Annotated in this window: 18 protein-coding genes; 17 read left to right on the plus strand and 1 reads right to left on the minus strand. The window is 69.5% G+C overall.

Annotation, left to right across the window (positions count from 1 at the left end; translation table 11 throughout):
* Window positions 1-49 precede the first annotated feature (49 nt).
* On the minus strand, window positions 50-946 hold the full coding sequence (locus tag ACZ5J1_RS18585; RefSeq protein WP_464561224.1) for a MurR/RpiR family transcriptional regulator: 897 nt from the start codon (window positions 944-946) through the stop codon (window positions 50-52).
* 88 nt (window positions 947-1,034) lie between these two features.
* Here ACZ5J1_RS18585 and ACZ5J1_RS18590 point away from each other — a divergent pair, with 88 nt between their 5' ends.
* From ACZ5J1_RS18590 to ACZ5J1_RS18670, 17 genes are all read left to right on the plus strand, one after another.
* Window positions 1,035-2,069, plus strand: coding sequence for a Gfo/Idh/MocA family protein (locus tag ACZ5J1_RS18590; protein WP_464561226.1), 1,035 nt, complete (start codon window positions 1,035-1,037; stop codon window positions 2,067-2,069).
* 99 nt (window positions 2,070-2,168) lie between these two features.
* The gene (locus ACZ5J1_RS18595) at window positions 2,169-3,665 is read left to right on the plus strand and encodes an ABC transporter substrate-binding protein (RefSeq protein ID WP_464561228.1); all 1,497 of its coding nucleotides are present in this window, start codon (window positions 2,169-2,171) and stop codon (window positions 3,663-3,665) included.
* A gap of 79 nt (window positions 3,666-3,744) precedes the next feature.
* Entirely contained in the window at window positions 3,745-4,662 is a 918-nt protein-coding gene (locus ACZ5J1_RS18600) for an ABC transporter permease (protein WP_464561230.1), read from the plus strand.
* 12 nt (window positions 4,663-4,674) lie between these two features.
* Complete coding sequence (locus ACZ5J1_RS18605) at window positions 4,675-5,541, plus strand: ABC transporter permease (protein ID WP_464561231.1); 867 nt, start codon at window positions 4,675-4,677, stop codon at window positions 5,539-5,541.
* An 18-nt stretch (window positions 5,542-5,559) separates the two neighbouring features.
* Entirely contained in the window at window positions 5,560-6,576 is a 1,017-nt protein-coding gene (locus ACZ5J1_RS18610; protein WP_464561233.1) for an ABC transporter ATP-binding protein, read from the plus strand.
* A complete protein-coding gene (locus ACZ5J1_RS18615; protein ID WP_464561235.1) occupies window positions 6,573-7,658 on the plus strand; it encodes an ABC transporter ATP-binding protein in 1,086 nt (361 codons plus the stop codon). The genes ACZ5J1_RS18610 and ACZ5J1_RS18615 overlap by 4 nt, the downstream gene beginning before the upstream one ends.
* Window positions 7,655-8,818: an N-acetylglucosamine-6-phosphate deacetylase gene (gene nagA / locus ACZ5J1_RS18620; protein ID WP_464561237.1), complete on the plus strand. Its 1,164-nt coding sequence runs from the start codon at window positions 7,655-7,657 to the stop codon at window positions 8,816-8,818. The genes ACZ5J1_RS18615 and nagA overlap by 4 nt, the downstream gene beginning before the upstream one ends.
* Window positions 8,815-9,780, plus strand: a complete 966-nt coding sequence (locus ACZ5J1_RS18625) for an N-acetylglucosamine kinase (RefSeq protein ID WP_464561239.1) — start codon at window positions 8,815-8,817, stop codon at window positions 9,778-9,780. The genes nagA and ACZ5J1_RS18625 overlap by 4 nt, the downstream gene beginning before the upstream one ends.
* Window positions 9,781-9,881: 101 nt before the next feature.
* Window positions 9,882-10,793 (plus strand): N-acetylmuramic acid 6-phosphate etherase, encoded by a 912-nt coding sequence (murQ, locus tag ACZ5J1_RS18630; RefSeq protein WP_464564818.1) that lies wholly within the window; start codon window positions 9,882-9,884, stop codon window positions 10,791-10,793.
* A complete protein-coding gene (locus ACZ5J1_RS18635; protein ID WP_464561241.1) occupies window positions 10,790-12,187 on the plus strand; it encodes an FAD-binding oxidoreductase in 1,398 nt (465 codons plus the stop codon). The genes murQ and ACZ5J1_RS18635 overlap by 4 nt, the downstream gene beginning before the upstream one ends.
* Window positions 12,184-13,251, plus strand: a complete 1,068-nt coding sequence (locus ACZ5J1_RS18640) for an SIS domain-containing protein (protein WP_464561243.1) — start codon at window positions 12,184-12,186, stop codon at window positions 13,249-13,251. Before ACZ5J1_RS18635 ends, ACZ5J1_RS18640 begins: the two co-directional genes overlap by 4 nt.
* A gap of 44 nt (window positions 13,252-13,295) precedes the next feature.
* Entirely contained in the window at window positions 13,296-14,171 is an 876-nt protein-coding gene (locus tag ACZ5J1_RS18645) for an alpha/beta fold hydrolase (protein WP_464561245.1), read from the plus strand.
* Between the two features lie 212 nt (window positions 14,172-14,383).
* Window positions 14,384-15,919: an ABC transporter substrate-binding protein gene (locus tag ACZ5J1_RS18650; RefSeq protein ID WP_464561247.1), complete on the plus strand. Its 1,536-nt coding sequence runs from the start codon at window positions 14,384-14,386 to the stop codon at window positions 15,917-15,919.
* A complete protein-coding gene (locus tag ACZ5J1_RS18655) occupies window positions 15,916-16,911 on the plus strand; it encodes an ABC transporter permease (protein ID WP_464561249.1) in 996 nt (331 codons plus the stop codon). The genes ACZ5J1_RS18650 and ACZ5J1_RS18655 overlap by 4 nt, the downstream gene beginning before the upstream one ends.
* The gene (locus ACZ5J1_RS18660) at window positions 16,908-17,819 is read left to right on the plus strand and encodes an ABC transporter permease (protein WP_464561251.1); all 912 of its coding nucleotides are present in this window, start codon (window positions 16,908-16,910) and stop codon (window positions 17,817-17,819) included. The genes ACZ5J1_RS18655 and ACZ5J1_RS18660 overlap by 4 nt, the downstream gene beginning before the upstream one ends.
* Complete coding sequence (locus tag ACZ5J1_RS18665; RefSeq protein WP_464561253.1) at window positions 17,819-18,850, plus strand: ABC transporter ATP-binding protein; 1,032 nt, start codon at window positions 17,819-17,821, stop codon at window positions 18,848-18,850. Before ACZ5J1_RS18660 ends, ACZ5J1_RS18665 begins: the two co-directional genes overlap by 1 nt.
* Entirely contained in the window at window positions 18,847-19,782 is a 936-nt protein-coding gene (locus ACZ5J1_RS18670; protein WP_464561255.1) for an oligopeptide/dipeptide ABC transporter ATP-binding protein, read from the plus strand. The genes ACZ5J1_RS18665 and ACZ5J1_RS18670 overlap by 4 nt, the downstream gene beginning before the upstream one ends.
* Window positions 19,783-19,787: the final 5 nt, after the last annotated feature.

The raw sequence follows: 19,787 nt of genomic DNA on the forward strand, positions 1-19,787 counted from the left end.
CAGGGCCGTGACACGGGTTCCGTGTCACGGCCCTGGCTTTTCCCATGCCTCAGCGGCGGTGGAGCGAGAGAACCTCACGCGTGGTGGCCACGGCAGCCGTGGTGGTCTCATAGGTCCGCTGGGCGACCGCGACGAAGAGGCAGTCGACGGCCATCAGGTGACTGATTCGGGACGAGAGTGCCGCGGGTCGAAAGACACTGTCGCGCCCGGCGGCGTAGAGCACGTGGGCGGCGTGCTGCGTGACCCCGGTGCTCTCGGCGCCGACCAGTGCGACCGTGGTGGCCCCGGTGCCCTCGGCCGCGCGCAGGAACGCGATCGCCTCGTTGGTCTCTCCGGAGTGGGAGACGGCGATGGCGACGTCGTCCTCGCGCAGCAGTGCCGCCTCGGTGACAGCGATGTGGTTGTCGGCGGTGGAGTGGCAGATCATGCCGATCCGGAGCAGCTTGTGCTGCAGGTCGGCCGCGACCAGGCCCGAGGCACCGGCGCCGTAGATGACGATCTTCCGTGCGGTAACGATTGCGTCCGCGATCGCCTCGATCGAGGCGCCGTCGATGTGGGCGGCGGTCTCGCGGATGGCCTGCTGCTCGGCACTGGAGATCTTCTCGATCACGTCGCGGATGGAGTCGGAGGCGTCGATGTCGCCGGTGATGTTGTGCTCCACGCGCCGCTGGCCGGAGGCCGCGGCGAGGGCGTAGCGCAGGTCGGGGAACCCCTTGAACCCCAGGGCGCGGGCGGCTCGAACGATCGACGCCTCACTGGTCCCGACCACCGTGACGAGCTCCTGGATCGTCGAGCGAGCGACACCGTCCGGGTCGTCGAGGATGTACTGCGCGACCTTCGCCGAGGCCGGCGGGAGCGAGGGGAGCTGAGCGCGAATGCGGGCCGCAAGTGCGTCCGGATCGTGGTTGATCTCGGGCTGAACGCCGTCTGTTGCTGTCGAGCTCATCATGCCTCCTGGTGAAGGAATTTTTCCTCAGTTACAACTTTGTGAAGGTTATTGACATCACGTTGTGAGCCAGATTACCTTCCTCGACATGGAAAGCGAACTTGGCATTGCGGTCGTCGGAGCAGGCATTCTCGGGCAGCGTCACGCCCGGGTGTGGAACGAGGTCGACGGCGCCAGCCTCCGTTGGGTGATCGACCTCAACGAGGAGCGGGCGAAGACCGCAGCCGAGTCGCGTGGGGCGCAGTGGTCCACCGAGCTGGCCGACGCGCTGGCTGACCCGACGGTCACCGCCGTCTCGCTGGCCTCGCCCGACCACCTGCACCGCGACATCGCCGTGGCCGCGCTCGACGCCGGCAAGCACGTCTTCGTGGAGAAGCCGCTCGCGACGACCACCGAGGACGCGGCCGCGATCATCGAAGCCGCCGAGCGCAACGGCAAGACCGTCCAGGTCAACTTCAGCCAGCGCTGGCTGCCCGACTACGCCTACATCAAGAAGGCGATCGAGGCCGGCGAGATCGGCACCCCGCAGTTCGTCGTCTCGACCAAGCGCGACACCATCTTCGTGCCGACCGGCATGATCCCGTGGGCGGCCTCGACCTCCCCGGCGTTCTTCATGACCAGCCACGACCTGGACCTGATCCGCTGGTTCACCGGCCAGGAGCCGGCCACCGTCGTGGCCCACGAGACCCGCGGTGTGCTGGAGAGCAAGGGCGTCGACGCCCACGACTCCCTCCAGGCGCTGGTGCGCTTCGACGGCGGCCTCTCGGCCTCCTTCTCCACGGCCTGGATCCACCCGACGACGTACCCGATGGTCGCCGAGGACAAGCTCGAGATCGTCGGCACCGAAGGTGTCATCGAGTACCACAGCCGTCACCGCAGGCTGGAGCTCCACAACGGCGTCGGCGCACGCACGATCGAGTTCTCCAGCATCGCCACCGCGACCGAGATGAACGGCAAGCTGGTCGGTGGCTTCACCGACTCGTGCCACCACTTCCGCGACTCCCTGCTCGCCGGTGTCCAGCCCTCCACGGCGGCGACCGACAGCACCCTCGCGGTCGCATGCCAGGAGGCGATGCTCGTCTCCGCGCGAGACGGCGGTCGTGTCATCGACCTCGCTCGCTGAACCTCACCCACCCCTCACCCTTATCCAGCACCACCAGTCGAAAGGCACGCCATGAACAGGCTTTCCCTACCCCGTCGCGCCCGCATGACGGGAGTAGCCATGCTCGCCGTGGCGGCCCTCGTCACCAGCGCCTGCGGCAGCGGTGACACCGCCAGCGGCTCCGCCAAGGACACCGTCACGGTGTCCCAGGGTGTGGACGTCAGCACCCTGGACCCGCAGATGGGCACCGGGACGATGACGGACATGAGTGTCCTGTCCAACATCTTCGACTTCCTCACCAAGGTCGACGACGACGGTCAGGTCCAGCCCGAGCTCGCCACCAGCTGGAAGCCGGTCGGGGACGGTTCGAAGTGGCAGTTCGACCTGCGCCACGACGTCACGTTCCAGAACGGTGAGCCGTTCAACGCCGAGGCAGTGAAGTTCACCTTCGACCGGCTCAACGACCCGGAGACCCACTCGCCGCTCTCGGCCGGTGGTCTGATGACCGGCGTCAAGGTCGTCGACGACGACACCGTCGAGTTCTCGCTGGCCTACCCCGACCCCTACCTCCCGTCGCAGCTGTCGCTGTTCATCGGCGCGATCATCCCGCCGAAGTACGTGACGGAGAAGGGCGCCGAGTACTTCGCCGAGAACCCGGTCGGCACCGGCCCGTTCTCGTTCGTCAGCTGGAAGCGCGGCGACCGCGTCACGCTCAAGGCGAACGACACCTACTGGGGTGAGGTCCCGAAGATCGACAACCTGGTCTTCCGCAACATCCCGAACGCTGCCGATGCGGCCGCCGCCCTGCGCGCCGGTGAGATCGACGTCAACAGCAACATCGACGCCGACACCGCCGCCGAGTTCAAGGGTGACTCCAAGATCGACGTGCGCGCCGTCCCGGGTGTGCGGACCTTCATGCTCTCCCTGGACGCCGACCAGGGCGGGCCGTTGGAGAACGTCAAGGTTCGCCAGGCGATCAACCACGCCGTCGACATGGACACCATCGTTGCGACCCTCAAGGGTGGCTACGCCGAGCGCACCGCCACCACGATGCCGAGCCAGAGCCAGGCGTTCGACGCCTCGGTGACGCCGTACGAGTACGACCCGGAGAAGGCCAAGAGCCTCCTGGCCGAGGCCGGCTTCGCTGACGGCTTCAAGACCAAGCTCAGCACCACGGCCGCCGACGCGACCATCTCCCAGGCGATCGTTTCCGACCTGGCCAAGGTCGGCATCGACGTCACCCTGGACACGTTGGACCCGGGCACCTTCGAGAAGGAGCTCAGCAGCCCTCGTGCGGGCAAGCTGGCGCCGATGTTCGTCCTGGCGAACACGCCGTGGGCGCTCAACGCCTGGAGCTCGTTCTTCGGTTTCGTCGGCAGTGACGGCACCATGTCCCGGTTCACCGACGCCAAGGTCGACGCGGCGATGGCCGACCTCACCGTCAACGGCGACCCGGTCGCGCAGGAGAAGGACTCCTTCGAGATCCAGAACCTGCTCAAGGACAACGCCTACTTCGGCTCGATGTACCAGATCAACAACATGTACGCGGTGAACAAGGACCTGGACTGGACGCCGAACCTCATCGGTCTGCTGACCATGGAGAACGCGCACTTCTGATCCGCCCGCGGTGGGCCCGGGACACCGGTCCCGGGCCCACCCCCCCGCGAACGCACAGCCTGGAACAGGAGGCCACCTCATGCTGTCGTATCTGCTCCGCCGTGCCGGACACGCGCTCCTCGTCGTGTTCGGCGTCGCCACCTTGGTGTTCATCCTGACCCGACTCTCGGGTGACCCGATGAGTCTGAAGTACAACCCGAACGCCAGCGCGGAGGCGATCGAGGAGATGCGGCGCCATCTCGGCATCGACCAGCCGCTGATCGTGCAGTACTTCCGCTACCTGGGCGACGTGCTCCACCTCGACCTCGGCACCTCGAACTACTACCACGCGCCGGTCAGCGAGCTGATCGCCGACCGACTCCCAGCCACCATGCTGCTCAGCGGTGTCGCATTCGTCTTCGCCATGCTGATCGCGATCCCGGCCGGCATCATCGCCGCGGTCAAGCGCGGCAGCTTCATCGAAGGTGTCGTCACCCTGATCGTCCTGATCGGCCAGTCGACGCCCGCGTTCTGGGTCGGCATCCTGCTGGTGCTGGTCTTCGCCGTGGAGCTCGGTTGGTTCCCCACCGGCGGCATGGAGGGTCCGACCTCGGTCGTCCTCCCGGCCATCACGATGGGCTTCTACCTGATGGCGATGGTGGCGCGACTGCTCCGCTCCTCGATGCTCGGCGTGCTCAACGAGGACTACGTCCGGACGGCGCGGGCCAAGGGCGTCGCCCGCTCCCGCGTCGTGACCCGGCACGCGATGCGGAACGCCCTGCTTCCCACGGTGACGGTGATCGGCCTCGAGATCGGCTCGCTCTTCGGCGGCGCGGTGCTGACGGAGAAGGTCTTCGCCTGGCCCGGCGTGGGAACGCTGATGGTCGATGCGATCGACCACCGCGACTACGCCCTGGTCCAAGGCATCGTCCTGATCCTCGCCATCATCTTCGTCTTCGTGAACCTGTTGGTGGACATCTCCTACACATTCCTCGACCCCCGCATCCGGCTGGACTGAGAGGCCACTTCCATGAGCAATCAGACCTGGCAGCGCACCCGCGCCTCCATCTCCGGCAACGTCGTCATCATGGGCGCGATCCTCGTCCTCGCCCTGATCGTGATCGTGGCGCTGTTCGCCCCGATCGTCGCGCCCCACGATCCGTCCACCCAGGACCTGACGCTGCGCCTGCGGCCGCCGTTCTGGTTGGACGGCGCGGTCCCCGGCATGCCGCTCGGGACCGACGAGCTGGGCCGTGACGTGCTCAGCCGGCTCATCTACGGCGCTCGGGTGTCCCTCCTCGTCGGCGTCGCTGCGACCATCCTCTCCGGCGTGATCGGCACCACCGCCGGACTGATCGCCGGTCAGCGAGGCGGTCGGGTCGGTTCCGTCATCATGCGGCTCGCCGACGTCCAGCTCGGGATCCCGTCCCTGCTGCTCGCCCTGGCCGTGATCGCGGCCTTCGGCTCCGGCTTCTGGCGGGTCATCATCATCCTCGGTGTGACCGGCTGGGTCGGCTACGCACGGATCGTTCGCTCGGAGGTGCTCAGCCTGCGCGAGCGTGAGTTCGTCCTGGCCGCCAACGCGATCGGGGTGACCCAGACCCGGATCGCCGTGCGTCACCTGCTCCCCAACGTGATGGCCTCGATCGCGACGATCGCCACCCTCCAGGTCGCGGCCGTGATCATCGCCGAAGCATCGCTCAGCTATCTCGGCCTCGGGGTCCCGCCGACCATCCCGACCTGGGGCGGCATGCTCAGCGAGGGTCAGGGCTTCCTCGGCAGCGCCTGGTGGATCGCCGTCTTCCCGGGCATCGCGATCATGCTGACCACGATCTCGATCAACATCATCGGGGACCTCCTGCGCGATGTGTCCGACCCCAAGACCTACATCCCGTGACCAGGATCGAGCACTGACATGGCACTCCTCGAAGTCGAGAACCTCCAAGCCCACTTCCGGACCCGCGCCGGCGTGCTCAAGGCCGTCGACGGCGTCACGTTCTCCGTCGACGAGGGCGAGACCCTCGCCCTGGCCGGTGAGTCCGGCAGCGGCAAGTCCGTCACCGGACTGAGCATCATGCAGCTCAACCCCCAGCCCCCGTGCGAGTACGTCGGCGGAGAGGTCCGGCTGGACGGCAAGAACCTGCTCGCGATGAAGGACAAGGAGCTCCAGCGGATCCGCGGCAACGACGTCGCGATGATCTTCCAGGACCCGATGACCAGCCTGAATCCGGTGGTCAAGGTCGGCGAGCAGATCGCCGAGACCCTCCGGATCCACCAGGGAATGACGAAGACGGAGGCCCGTCGCCGTACCGTCGAGGTGCTGCGCAACGTCGGCATCGCCAACCCCGAGCGGCGGGCCGAGCAGTTCCCGCACGAGTTCTCCGGCGGCATGCGGCAGCGCGTGATGATCGCGATCGGCCTGGCCTGCAATCCCAAGGTGCTGATCGCCGACGAGCCCACCACGGCGCTCGACGTCACCATCCAGGCCCAGATCCTGGAGCTGATGCGCGACCTGCAGCGCAAGTTCGGCACCGCGATCATCATGATCACCCACGATCTCGGTGTGGTGGCCAGCATGGCCGACTCCGTCGCTGTGATGTACGCCGGGCGGATCGTTGAGCACGCCCCGACCCGGGACCTCTTCTACGACCCGCAGATGCCGTACACGGTCTCGCTGCTGCAGTCGGTGCCGCGCCTGGACACCGCCGGGGAGGGACGTCTGATCGACATCCCCGGTCAGCCGCCGTCACCCTTGAACCTGCCCCCCGGGTGCAGCTTCGCGGCCCGGTGCCCGTTCGTGCACGACGCCTGTCACGAGACCCGTCCTACGTTGGAGATCAAGGAGCCGGGCCACGCCTCGGCCTGCCTGCTGTCGGTGCCCGAGGTCCGGGCCCTCCGGGAGCAGCGCGTCACGGAAGGGAACCAGCGATGAGCACCACGCAGCTGACCTCGGCCGCTCAGTCCGGGGTGGAGCAGACCCCGTTGCTGTCGGTCCGCGACCTCAAGATGCACTTCCCGATCCACTCGGGGGTGCTGCGCAAGGTCACCGGTCACGTGAAGGCCGTCGACGGTGTCTCGTTCGACCTCTACCCGGGGGAGACCCTGGGTCTGGTCGGCGAGTCCGGCTGTGGCAAGAGCACCCTGGCCCGGATGCTGATGCGCCTGGTCGAGCCGACCAGTGGCCAGGTGCTGTTCGAGGGCCAGGACATCCTCGGTCTGTCCCGCAAGGAGATGCTGGCGATCCGTCGCCAGATGCAGATCGTCTTCCAGGACCCGCAGGCCTCGCTCAACCCGCGGATGACGGTCGGCGAGATCGTCGCCGAGCCGCTCAAGGCGCACGGGATCAAGGGACCGCACCGCCCGCAGGTGATCGAGCTGCTCGAGATGGTGGGCCTCAACGCCGACCACATCGACCGGCACCCGCACGAGTTCTCCGGCGGCCAGCGTCAGCGGATCGGCATCGCCCGCGCCCTGGCCCTGAAGCCGAAGCTGATCATCTGCGACGAGGCGGTCAGCGCCCTCGACGTCTCCGTCCAGGCACAGATCATCAACCTGCTCAGCGACCTGCAGCGCGACCTCGGTCTGACCTACATCTTCATCGCGCACGACCTGTCGGTGGTCAAGCAGATCTCCGACCGGGTCTCGGTGATGTACCTCGGTCGGGTGGCCGAGACGGGCACGCGGGCGCAGGTCTTCGACGACCCGACGCACCCGTACACCACGGCGCTGCTCTCCGCGATCCCCCTGCCGGACCCCGACCTTGCCGCCTCCCGGCAGCAGATCGTGCTCACCGGCGACGTGCCGTCGCCGGCCAACCCGCCGTCGGGCTGCACCTTCCGCACCCGCTGCCCGCGGGCGCAGGCGGAGTGCGCTGAGACCCGACCGGAGCTGGATGCGTTCAGCGACGGCCTGCACCAGGCGGCCTGCCTGTTCCCGGTGACGGCGGAGAACCCGCTGCTCCCCGTGCCGGTGGTCCCCACTCCAGGAACAGCCGAGGACGAGCAGCAGTCATGACCGTTACCGCGACCAGCATCTCGGGAGTCGACGCCGTTCTCGGCGGTCGGCTGCTGCTCGGCGGCGACCTCGTTCCAGGATTCATCGAGATCGTTGACGGGCTGATCACCCGCGTGGAGCAGGGGCCGGCGCCGGCCGGAGCCCGCACCGTGCCGGTGATCAGCCCCGGCTTCGTCGACATCCACGCCCACGGCGGGGGAGGCGCCGACTTCCAGACGGCGACCCCCGAGGCGATCGGCGCGGTGCTGGCCACTCACCGACGGCACGGCACCACGTCCATGGTCGCCAGCCTGGTGACTGACTCCGTGGACGGACTCGTGGCGGCCCTCACTGCGCTGTCGCCGTACGTCGACGGGCGGAGTCTGCTGGGCCTCCACCTCGAGGGCCCGTTCCTGGCCAGCGGTCGGTGCGGCGCCCACGATCCGGCGCTGCTGGTCGCCCCGACCCCGACGGACGTGGACAGGCTCCTGGAAGCGGGAGCCGGCGGCCTGGTGATGATCACGATCGCCCCGGAGCTGCCCGGCGCCGCCGAGGCGATCGAGCGTTTCGTCGGCGCCGGCGTGCGGGTGGCGATCGGCCACACCGACGCCAGTTACGACCAGGTCGACGGTGCGATCGGCTCCGGCGCCACCGTGGCCACCCACCTGTTCAACGCGATGCCGCCCCTGCACCACCGGGAGCCCGGTCCGGTCGCCGCGCTACTGGGACACGCTGACGTCACCGTGGAGCTGATCGCCGACGGTGTCCACCTGCATCCGGCGGTCCTCCGGCACGCCTTCGCCGTCGCAGGAGCTGACCGGGTCGCCCTCATCTCCGATGCGATGGCGGCCGCGGGTGACGCCGACGGCACCTACCTGCTCGGCGGCCAGCAGGTCGTCGTCACCCACGGCGAGGCCCGGCTGAGCGACGGCGGCTCCCTCGCGGGGAGCACGCTGACGATGGATCGCGCGGTCGCCACCGCGATCGCGGCCGGAGTCGACCCGGCTGACGCGCTCCGCGCTGCCACGGCAGCGCCGGCGGACGCCCTCGGCCTGAGCGACACCGTCGGCCGCATCGCCGTCGGGCGCCACGCCGACCTGGTCCTCCTCGACGAGCGTTTCGGCGTCCAGGACGTCCTCATCGGCGGTGTCCCGCTGGTGCTCCAGGAGGCGACAGCATGAGCATCCTCGCGATCGACCTCGGCAAGACCGGGTGCCGCGCCCTGCTGCAGCGGCCCGACGGGAGCCGCACCCTCAGTGAGGCCGACGGTGCTCGTGGCCTGGCCGATCCGGCCGGACTGTCGGCCGCCTCCGACACCATCCACGACGCAGCGCGTCAGCTGGTCGACCCGGGTGCGGTGGACGTCGTGGTGGTCGGCGCCGCGGGACTCGGGCGGACGGCGCCCGACGCCGGCCCGGCCGGAGAGCGTGCCGAGGGCCTGCTCGACGCGCTGGCGCGGACCTTTCCCCGGGCCGAGCTGACCGTGGCCAGCGACATGACCATGTCGCACGCAGGCGCTCTGGGTGGCCGGTCCGGTGTCGTGCTCGCGGTCGGCACCGGGACCGTCGCGCTCTCGATCGCCTCGGACGGGGCGTTCGACGTGATCGACGGCTGGGGTTACCTGCTCGGCGATCACGGCAGCGGATACGCCCTGGGTCGCGCCGGCCTCGACGCCGCATTGCGCCACCACGACGGACGCGGGGGCTCGGCCGTCCTGGCCGCGGCCGCCGGCGAGCACTTCGGAGATCTCGACGCGCTTCCCGGTCGGGTCCACGGGCACGCGAACCCGCCTGCGGTGATCGCCTCCTTCGCCACGGAGGTGCTCGGCGCCGCACGTGTGGGCGACCCGGCGGCGGTCAGGATCCGGGAGCAGGCGGTCGGGGAGCTCGTCTCCACCGCTCGGGCTGCGATCGAGACCTGTCGCGATCCCGGTGCTGCGGTCCCCGTCGACCTCGCCCTGCTGGGCGGCGTCTTCGGCGATCCGGAGTTCCGGGCGTCCTTCGGTACGGCGCTCGCGGCGGCGGAACCGTTCGCGGCGATCAGGGAGCCCGAGGGGAACGCCCTGGAGGGCGCCCTCCTGCTGGCCACCGGCCGAGGGCTCCCGCACGAACCACTCCTCCGACGCAGGGCGGCCCCGGCCTGACAGCCGACTGACCCTCCCCACCACACCGACCGGTCTCCCCACCAGGACGCCGGGTACTCGACCACACCCTGAACACCCCCGAACCACTAGAGAAGGACACCATCGTGCAGATCGGCCGACTCCGCACCGAGACAGCCTCAGCTGCTTCCGAAGAGCTCGACATGTTGTCGATCGGTGACGCCCTGACCCTCCTGAACGACGCCGACCGGAGCGTCCCGGCCGCGGTCGCGACGGCGCTCCCCGAGATCGCCCGCGCCGTGGGACTGATCAGCGACGCCCTCGACGCCGGTGGTCGCTTGATCTACCTCGGCGCCGGCACCAGCGGCCGGCTCGGGCTCCTCGACGCCGTCGAGTGCCCGCCGACGTTCGGGACCGACCCGGCGACCGTCATCGCCGTGATGGCCGGAGGCTCCGGTGCGTTCCTGCAGGCGGTCGAGGGTGCCGAGGACGACGACCTCACCGCCGCTGCCGACCTCGACGCCGTCGGGCTCTCGGCGCGCGACGTCGTGGTCGGTCTCGCGGCCAGCGGTCGCACGCCGTACGTGATCGGCGGACTCGACCACGCCCGCTCGATCGGTGCTCGGACGGTCTCTGTGGCGTGCAACCCCGGAGCCGTGATCAGCCAGCACGCCGAGGTCGCGATCGAGGTCGACACCGGCCCCGAGGTGCTCACCGGCTCCACCCGACTCAAGGCGGGTACGGCGCAGAAGCTGGTCTGCAACATGCTCTCGACCGTCTCGATGGTGCAGCTCGGCAAGGTCTACCGGAACCTGATGGTCGACGTTCAGCCGACGAACGAGAAGCTCGTCGACCGGGCCCGGCGGATCGTGGTCGCGGCCACGGAGGCCGACGAGCGCAGCGTCGACGAGGCCCTGCGTGCCTCCGGGAACAGCCCCAAGATCGCGATCGTGATGCTGCTGGCCGGCGTCGACGCCGGCCAGGCCGAAGAGGCCCTCCGGTCCAACGGCGACTCGGTCCGTGCGGCGCTGCGCCGGTACGACGTCCGCTCATGACCCGATCTGACGACCTCCTCGCGGCGCTCGACGCCGAGCTGCCCGCGGGAACGGTGGTCACCGACCCCGACATCCTCGGGGCCTACCGCACCGACCAATCCTCGTGGTCCGGCGCGGGTCGTCCGTTGGCGCTGGTGAGTCCGGCGTCGACGGGCGAGGTGGCCAGCACGTTGCGCCTCGCCGGGGAGTACGGCGTCGCGGTGATCACCCGCGGTGCCGGGAGTGGTCTCTCCGGCGGGGCGGCAGCGGTCGACGGCTGTCTGATCCTCTCCACCCGACGTCTGGCCAGCATCCTCGAGATCAACCCGCTCGACCGGCTGGCGGTCGTGCAGCCCGGCGCGATCACCGCCGACCTCCGTGCCGCGGTGGCCGATGCCGGACTGTTCTATCCGCCGGACCCCGGCAGCGTGGAGTTCTGCAGCATCGGCGGGAACGTCGCCACGAACGCCGGCGGCATGTGCTGCGTGAAGTACGGCGTCACGGGCGACTTCGTCCGGGCGCTCGAGGTCGTGCTGGCCGATGGTCGGGTGCTGCGCACCGGGACCCGGTCGATCAAGGGTGTCGTCGGCTACGACCTGACCCAGCTCTTCGTCGGTTCCGAGGGGACGCTCGGCGTGATCACGGAGATCACCCTGTCACTCGTGCCCCGACCCGCACCCGCGGCGACCGTGGTCGCGACCTTCGCCACCCTGGCCGCGGCCGGAGAGGCCGTCGCCGCCGTCCTCACCGGCGGGCACTCGCCGTCCGCCGTCGAGATCCTCGACCGCACCACGCTGGCAGCGATCGACGACCTCACCGGGATGGGTGTGAGCGACGGTGCGGCCGCGATGCTGCTGCTGCAGAGCGACTCCGCCACCGCCACCGCCGACGTCGAAGGCTTCGCTGAGCTGTGCCGGGCCCACGGGGCGGTCGACGCCGTGTCCTCGGAGGACCCAGCCGAGAGCGCGATGCTGATGGAGGCGCGCCGCCAAGCGCTGCCCGCGCTGGAACGGCTCGGTGGCTGGATCCTCGACGACGTCGCCGTACCCCCGTCGCGGCTGGTCGAGCTGATCGAGGAGATCGAGCGGATCAGCCAGCGCACCGGCCTCACGATCGGTGTCTTCGGGCATGCCGGGGACGGCAACCTGCATCCGACGATCATCTACGACCCCTCCGACGACAGCGCGGCAGCGCGGGTGAGCGACGCGTTCGACTCCGTGATCGCCGCCGCCCTGGACCTGGGTGGCACCGCCACCGGGGAGCACGGCGTCGGTCGGCTCAAGACCGGCTGGCTCGACCGCGAGCTCGGTCCGGTCTCGACCGACATCCACCACCGACTCAAGGACGCCCTGGATCCGAGCGGGATCCTCAACCCGGGCGTCGGACTGCCTGCTACCTCGAGGGAGAACCCATGACCGCCCACCACACCGAACCTGAAGCCCGCACCACGGCGATGCGTCGGGAGATCGCCGAACAGCCCGCCGCTGCGGCCGGCACGCTCGACGCGCTGCTGCCGCTGACCGGTGAGATCGAAGCCCTGGGTCGCCGCACCCGCCGGGTGATGTTCCTCGGGCGCGGCACCTCCGACAACGCCGCGATGTACGGCCAGTACCTGTGCTCGGTCCGTGCCGGACGGCACGCCAGCCTCGGCTCGCCGTCGTTGGCCACCGTCTACGACGCTCGACTGGACCTCTCCGACGTGCTCGCCGTCGCTGTCTCCCAGTCCGGGGAGACCGCCGAGATCCTGGAGACGATGCGGTGGGCGCAGTCGTGCGGTGCGGCGACCGTCGCCGTCACCAACGGGGCCGGCTCGACCCTGGCCGAGGAGGCCGATCTCGCCCTGGTCACCCAGGCCGGACCCGAGCTCGCCGTCCCGGCGACCAAGACCTACACCGCTCAGCTGACCGCACTCGCCGTGCTCGGTCTGTCCCTGTCGGGGCCCGACCCGCTGCTCGAGGAGCTCGAACAGATCCCGGACGCGATCGCCGAGACGCTGTCGGTCGCCGACGCGGCCGCCGAGCTGGCCGCGGAGCTGCGCGAGGAGTCCGGACTCGTCGTGACCAGCCGTGGCTACCTGATGGGGAACGCTCTCGAGATGGCGCTCAAGCTCAAGGAGGCGTGCTACCTCAACGCCGCGGGGATGTCGTACGCGGACCTGCTGCACGGCCCGATCGCGGCGACGGGCCCCGGCGGCCACGTCGTGGTGATCGCGCCGTCGGAGGGACCGCTGCTCGGTGAGTTCAGCGCTCTGGCCCGACGGTTCCGGGCGCAGGGCCTCCGGGTGCACGGCATCGGCGGCGACACCGACTTCGCCCGGGCCGTGGAGCACCACATCGCGCTTCCTGCCCTGCCGGAGGCCCTCAGCCCGCTGGTCGCGACCATCCCCGGCCAGCTCGTCACCGAGTCGTTGGCGCACCTGCGCGGCATCGACCCCGACAGTCCGCGCGGACTGAACAAGGTCACCCAGACCGAAGCCTGACCCAGCACCACCCACACACCACCGACGGAAGGAAGAATGCTCCGATGGGCATGATCGAGGACTACACCAGCACGCTGAAGTACTACACCTCGGAGGACGGCCTCCAGCTCGCCTACAGCGACGACGAGGGTGAGGGGATGCCGCTGGTCATGATCGGTGGGATCAACCGCAACGGGATCGACTACAAGTACCTCGCGCCGCACCTGCAGGGTGTTCGTCAGATCCGGGTCGACCTGCGTGGCCGCGGCGCCTCGGACTACGCCCCGTGGGAGACCTACCTGACCCACCAGGAGGCCAAGGACGTCGTGAAGCTGCTCGACGTCCTCGGCATCGAGAAGGCGGCCTTCCTCGGCACCTCCCGCGGCGGTGCGCTGGCGATGGAGCTCGGCAGCTTCGCCAAGGACCGCGTCATCGGGGTCTGCCTCAACGACATCGGTGCCGGGATGATCCCGCGCGGTGCCGGGAACCAGCAGTCAGCTCTGGGTCAGATCCCGCCGGCCCGGACCTACGCCCAGGGCGCCGCCGACCGCGCGCGTAACCTCACCGGCTGGTCCGACGTGCCGGAGGGTCGCTGGGAGGACGAGATCCAGTTCCTCTACCACCAGACCCCGAACGGTCTGGCGCTCACCTTCGACATCAACCTCAAGCGTGCCGCCGAAGCGTTGTTCGCTGCGGCCACGACTCCGGGTGCCGCCCCCCTCTGGGACCTGTGGACGTGGTTCGAGTCGCTCGACGGCCTCCCGGTCGCGCTGGTCCGCGGTGCGAACTCCGACGTCGTCAACGACGAGATCGCCGACCGGATGAAGGCGCACCGTCCCGACCTGATCGAGGCCGTCGTCCCCGGGCGTGGTCACTCGCCGTGGCTCGACGAGCCCGAGGCGTTGGTCGCGATCAACGCGTGGCTCGACGCCTGCCGCTGATCCGGGTCGCACACGTCCGGCGCGCCTGAAGCACGCCTCAGGACTTCGGTCCTGGGGCGTGTTCGCATGTTCGGACGGTATTTGTGCCCGCGAGTGCCTGCATGGTGAGACACCGGTGGATTTCGACGCGATCGCAGCCGAATTAGCGCTATCTATATTCCATATAATATATGGCCGGTGCAGTTCGGCCCTGTCGAAGGGATATCTTCTCGATGCGCTCTGCTTGGAACCTCCCTCACCACGGCCTTCGGCCCCGACTCGCGGTGCTCGGCGTCGCCTCCCTGGCACTGGCCCTGAGCGCGTGCGGCGGATCTGATTCCAGCTCCGCCGGCCAGGAAGTCGACGACGCTCACGTCACCATCGCGAGCACGGCGATCAGCAACAGCCTCGACCCCACCGCGGCCCTGTCATCCGTGGGCCGGACCTACGCCAAGCAGGTCTTCGACCAGCTGGTCGTCTTCGATGCCAACGGCGAGATTCAGCCGAGCATCGCGACTGCGTGGAAGCGCGTCGACGACACCACCATGGAGTTCACCCTCCGCGGCGACGCGACGTTCAGCACGGGAGCGAAGGTCGATGCGGCAGCCGTCGCGGCCAACATCAAGAACGTCCTGTCCGGCAACCCCGCCTACGCCAATGTCGCGGGCCGACTGTCCACGGTCAAGGACGCGACCGCGGTCTCGGCCGACGTACTCCGCGTGGTGACGAAGTCGGCCGACCCGATCCTGCTCAACCGGATGACCCTCTTCGACATCGTCGACCCCGCTACCTTCGGCAAGGATCGCCCGGCCGGATCGGGCCCGTTCGAGGTCGTCGACTACCAGGAGGGCGTGAAGATCGAGCTCACCCGCAGCGACACGTCGTGGCGGGCGAGCGAGTCGGTCAAGGACCTCACCATCGAGGCGATCCCGAACCCGACCACTCTGGCGAGCGCCCTGCGCACGGGTGCGGTCGACATCGCCTACGGCCTTCCCGCAGACGTCGTCACCCAGCTCGAGGCCAACGACTTCACCACCACCGCCCAGCCTGCCGGTTCCGCCGCGATCACCAGCCTCATCGCCGATGCTGAGCCGAAGCTCGCCGACCCGCGGGTGCGCGAGGCGATCAACATGGCGGTGAACCGCGACGAGTTCGTCGAGGCCGCCCTGGGTGGTTTCGGAACGCCGAACGGCAGCCAGCTGCTGCAGAAGGGTTACGTCGGCTTCGACGACTCGCTCCCGTCCTTCGAGTACGACCTCAACCGTGCGAAGGAGCTGGTCGACGAGGCGGGCGTGAAGGGGCTCAAGCTCCCGATCGCCACGACTGCGCTCTTCAAGGCTCAGGCCGAAGCGGTCGCCGGCTACCTCAACGCGGTCGGATTCCGGAGCGAGGTCGTGCTCCAGGACCTGTCGGCGTTCATCCCGACGCTCCTGATGAAGAGCGAGTACCCGCTGCTGTACTGGCAGACCGACTACTACGACCTGCGTGACATCAGCTCGGTCAGCCGGTTCGGCCCGACCGCGCCCGGCCAGCAGGCCCACATCCCGGTCAACCAGTATCAGGAGCTCTTCACCAAGCAGGCCGGTGAGATGGACCCGAAGACCCGTGAGTCGGACATCCAGGAGATGGCGAAGATCCTCAACGACGAGGCCGGCGTCCTCTTCCTGGCGTGGCCGGACACCGTCTACTCGTCGGCCCCGCGCGTGGGTGACCTTCCGCTGGGCGGCGACAGCCTCGTGCGGGCTGAGGAAATCACCGTCACCGAATGAGCACTGACACGACCACGGTGTCGTCGACCGCGACTGAGGTCGACGACACCGCGGTCGGCCGCCGGTTCGACTGGCGGCCGGCCGCGCTCACCACCGCGCGACTCCTCCTCACTCTGTTGGGCCTGCTCACACTGCTGTTCTTCCTCGTTCGCCTCAGCGGCGACCCGGCCGCGGTGCTGGCAGGCCCGACCGCGACCGCCGAGCAGCTCGCCACTGTTCGGGCCCAGCTCGGCCTGGACGATCCCCTGCTGGCCCAGTACGCCACCTTCCTGGGCGACGTCCTCCGTCTCGACTTCGGCACCTCGGTCTTCTCCGGCGAGCCCGCGCTCCGCGCGGTGCTGGAGGTGCTGCCGGCCACCCTCGTCCTCGTCACCTCGACGATGCTGATGGCGGTGCTCGTCGGCATTCCGTGCGGTGTGCTCCTCCACCGGAGCCGGCCCCTGGTCCGCGGTGGGGTCAGCCTCACCATGACGCTCGCCCAGGCGGTCCCGTCGTTCGTCCTCGGAGTCGGTCTGATCTACGTCCTCGCCGTACGCCTGGGCTGGTTTCCCGCCTACGGCAGCGGCTCCGCGGCGACACTGGTGATGCCGACGATCGCCCTGGCTGCCTTCGGGGTGGCCAGGACGGCTCGGATGGTGGCTGCCGAGCTGGAGCAGGGGAGCGAGCAGGACTACCTCCGCACTGCGTACGCCAAGGGCGCGTCGACGCGGCGGGTCCTGTGGCGGCATGCTCTGCCCAACACGCTTCCGGCCGTCGCGTCGGCCTTGGTCGTCGAGGTCTCCTACCTGATCTCGGGAGCTGTCGTGGTCGAGGTGCTCTTCGCATACAACGGCATCGGCAAGCGGCTCGTGGACGCGATCTTCGCTCGCGACTACCCCATCGTGCAGGCCGCGGTCCTCGTGATCGGTGTGGTCGTCATCGTGGTGAACCTGCTGGGCGACGTCCTGGTGCGCGCGATCGACCCGCGCACGGCGAGAGGACGGACGCCATGAGCGTGCGCTGGCAGCGGGTCTCACTCTGGACGTCACTCGGATTTCTGGTCCTGCTCACGCTCGGGTGTTTCCTCGGGCCGGCGCTGCTGGACGACCAGGCCGGCGAGCAGGCCCTGTCGCAGCGGCTCAAGCCGCCGTTCTGGATGGAGGGATCGCTCCCGGGCAGTCCGCTGGGCACCGACGCCTTCGGTCGCGACATGCTTTCGCGCACGCTCGAAGGCGGCCGGGTCTCCCTCGAGGTCGGACTGCTGGCGGCGACGGGCGCTGTCATCATCGGCACCGCGCTCGGTGTCATCTCGGGTTTCTGGGGCGGGTGGTTCGACCGGATGGTGACGGCATTCGCCGACATCTGGCTCGCATTCCCCTTCATGGTTCTCGCCCTCGCTGCGGTCGCGGTCGTCGGCTCGGACCTGCCGGTCCTGATCGGCCTGCTCATCCTCGGCGGCTGGGTGCTGCCGACCCGGGTGGCACGCACCATCGCGCAACGGGCGCGAAGTGAGGACTACGTCGTGGCCGCTGCAGGCGCTGGTGCTTGCCCGGGCTACCTGATGCGGCGTCACGTCCTGCCTCAGGTGATCCCCGTGGTGCTCGTCGTCTGGTCGTTCAGCATCGGCGCCCTGGTCGTGATCGAAGGCGCGCTCTCGTTCCTCGGACTCGGCGTCAGGCCCCCCACCCCGTCCTGGGGCAACATCATGTCCGACGGCACTGTCTACTTGGAGACCGCCTGGTGGATCGCCGCCTGGCCCTCCCTGATGATCGTGCTGACCGTCGTCTGCGCCAACGGGCTCGGCAACGGCCTCCGCCGGCTGTGGCACGTCGACACCGGAGCCGTGCCTGCCGCTGGTGAGGGTCGTGAACCCGAACCGGCTCCCGACGATCGGTCCGAACGCGCTGAGGTGTCCGCCTGATGAGTGCACTGCTCACCATCGACGACCTGTGGCTGGAGGCGGGCGACCCGCTGCGGCCGGTCACCCTCGTCCGGGGTGTCTCTCTCGTGGTCGAGGCCGGTTCCGTGGTCGGCCTCGTCGGGGAGTCCGGCTCGGGGAAGTCGGTCACCTGCATGGCCTCCTTCGGCCTTGCGGGCCCTGGAGTCCGGATCGCCCGCGGATCGGTCACCCTCGACGGGACCGAGCTGGTCGGGGCTGACGATTCCACCCTGCGGCGGGTTCGTGGCGGTGTCGTCGGCACCGTCTTCCAGGACCCGCTGAGTGCCCTCAACCCCCTCCAACGCGTCGGTGACCAGGTCGCCGAAGCCCTCCAGTTGCACCGAGGTGGCCGGAGGAGCAGGCACCGGGAGCGGGTCGTCGAGCTGCTCACCCAGGTCGGCGTTCCTGATCCGGCGCGTCGTGCCCGGGCCTACCCGCACGAGCTCTCGGGTGGCATGCGCCAGCGGATCGCGATCGCGATGGCGCTGGCCAACAACCCGGCGTTGCTGGTCGCCGACGAGCCCACGACCGCACTCGATGTCACGGTGCAGGCCCAGGTCCTGCAGGTGATCCGGCGGGCTACCCGGGAGCAGGGCCGGGCGGCGCTCATCGTCACGCACGACCTCGGTCTGGTGGCGGAGGTGGCCGACCGGGTGGCCGTGATGTACGCCGGCCAGATTGTCGAGCACGGCACCGTCGAGGAGGTCTTCTCCGCACCGCGGCACCCGTACACCAGGGGGCTCCTGGCCAGTCGACCGGTGCTCATACCCGGCCGGCGCCGGCTCAGTGCCATGGCGGGCCGACCGCCGTTGCCCGGGACCTGGCCGCAGGGGTGCGCCTTCGCCGCACGGTGCGACCTCGCAGACGCCGCCTGCGCCGAGCCGCCGCCGCCGATCGGGCGGTCGGAGCAGTCGGACGGGGGATGGTCGAGGTGCTGGCACCCCCTTCCAGAGATCGGCAGCGAGTCGTCGCAGGAACAGGTGGGGCCGAGTGCCCGGGAAGGTGTCTCATGAGCGCGGTCCTCGAGCTCGACGGTGTCTCGCGCCGGTTCGCGACCGCGGGACGCGGCAGCCGCCCACTCGTCGCCCTCGATGACGTGACTCTGCGGATCGATGCGGGCGAGACCTATGCCCTGGTGGGGGAGAGCGGGTGCGGCAAGTCGACCCTTGCGAGGATCGCATCGATGCTCGGACCACTCGACCGGGGCACCGTGACCTGGTCCGGTGAGCAGGTCTCCGGACTCGCCCGAAGGGCTCTCCGGCCGCGGCGGAATCACACCCAGTTCGTCTTCCAGGACCCGCTCGCCGCGCTTTCTCCGCGTCTCACCATCGGCCAGACATTGGCCGAGCCTTTCAGCATCGCGGGGCGTCCGACGGGGGATGTCGATGCGCAGCTCCAAGCCGTGGGGCTCGACCCGTCGATGGCCTCGCGGTACCCGTCCCAGCTCAGCGGCGGCCAGCGGCAGCGAGTGGTGATCGCGCGCGCACTTGCGCTCGACCCGAAGCTCCTCGTCCTCGACGAACCGGTCGCCTCCCTCGACGTCTCGGTGCAGGCGCAGGTGCTCAACCTGCTCGCCGACCTGCAGGCGGAACGTGGGGTCTCGTACCTCCTCATCGCGCACGACCTGGCAGTGGTCAGCAGTGTCGCGGACCGGATCGGGGTGATGTACCTCGGGCAGATCGTCGAGGAGGGACCGGCCGAGCAGGTGGTGGGTGACCCCCAGCACCCGTACACCCAGCTCTTGATCGCCTCGGTCCCTCGACGGGACCCTGGTGCCGCGCGCGAGGTGATCGAGATCAAGGGGGACCCCCCGAGCCCTTCGGACCGTCCCGCCGGATGTGCGTTCACCTCGAGGTGTCACGCCGTCTCCGCGATCTGCCGTTCCGAGGCTCCGCCGCGCCGCGAGATCGAGGGCGTCGTGGTCCGCTGCCACCACGTACCTTGAGCACT

It is taken from the genome of Nocardioides sp. JCM 18999 (genome assembly GCF_055391175.1).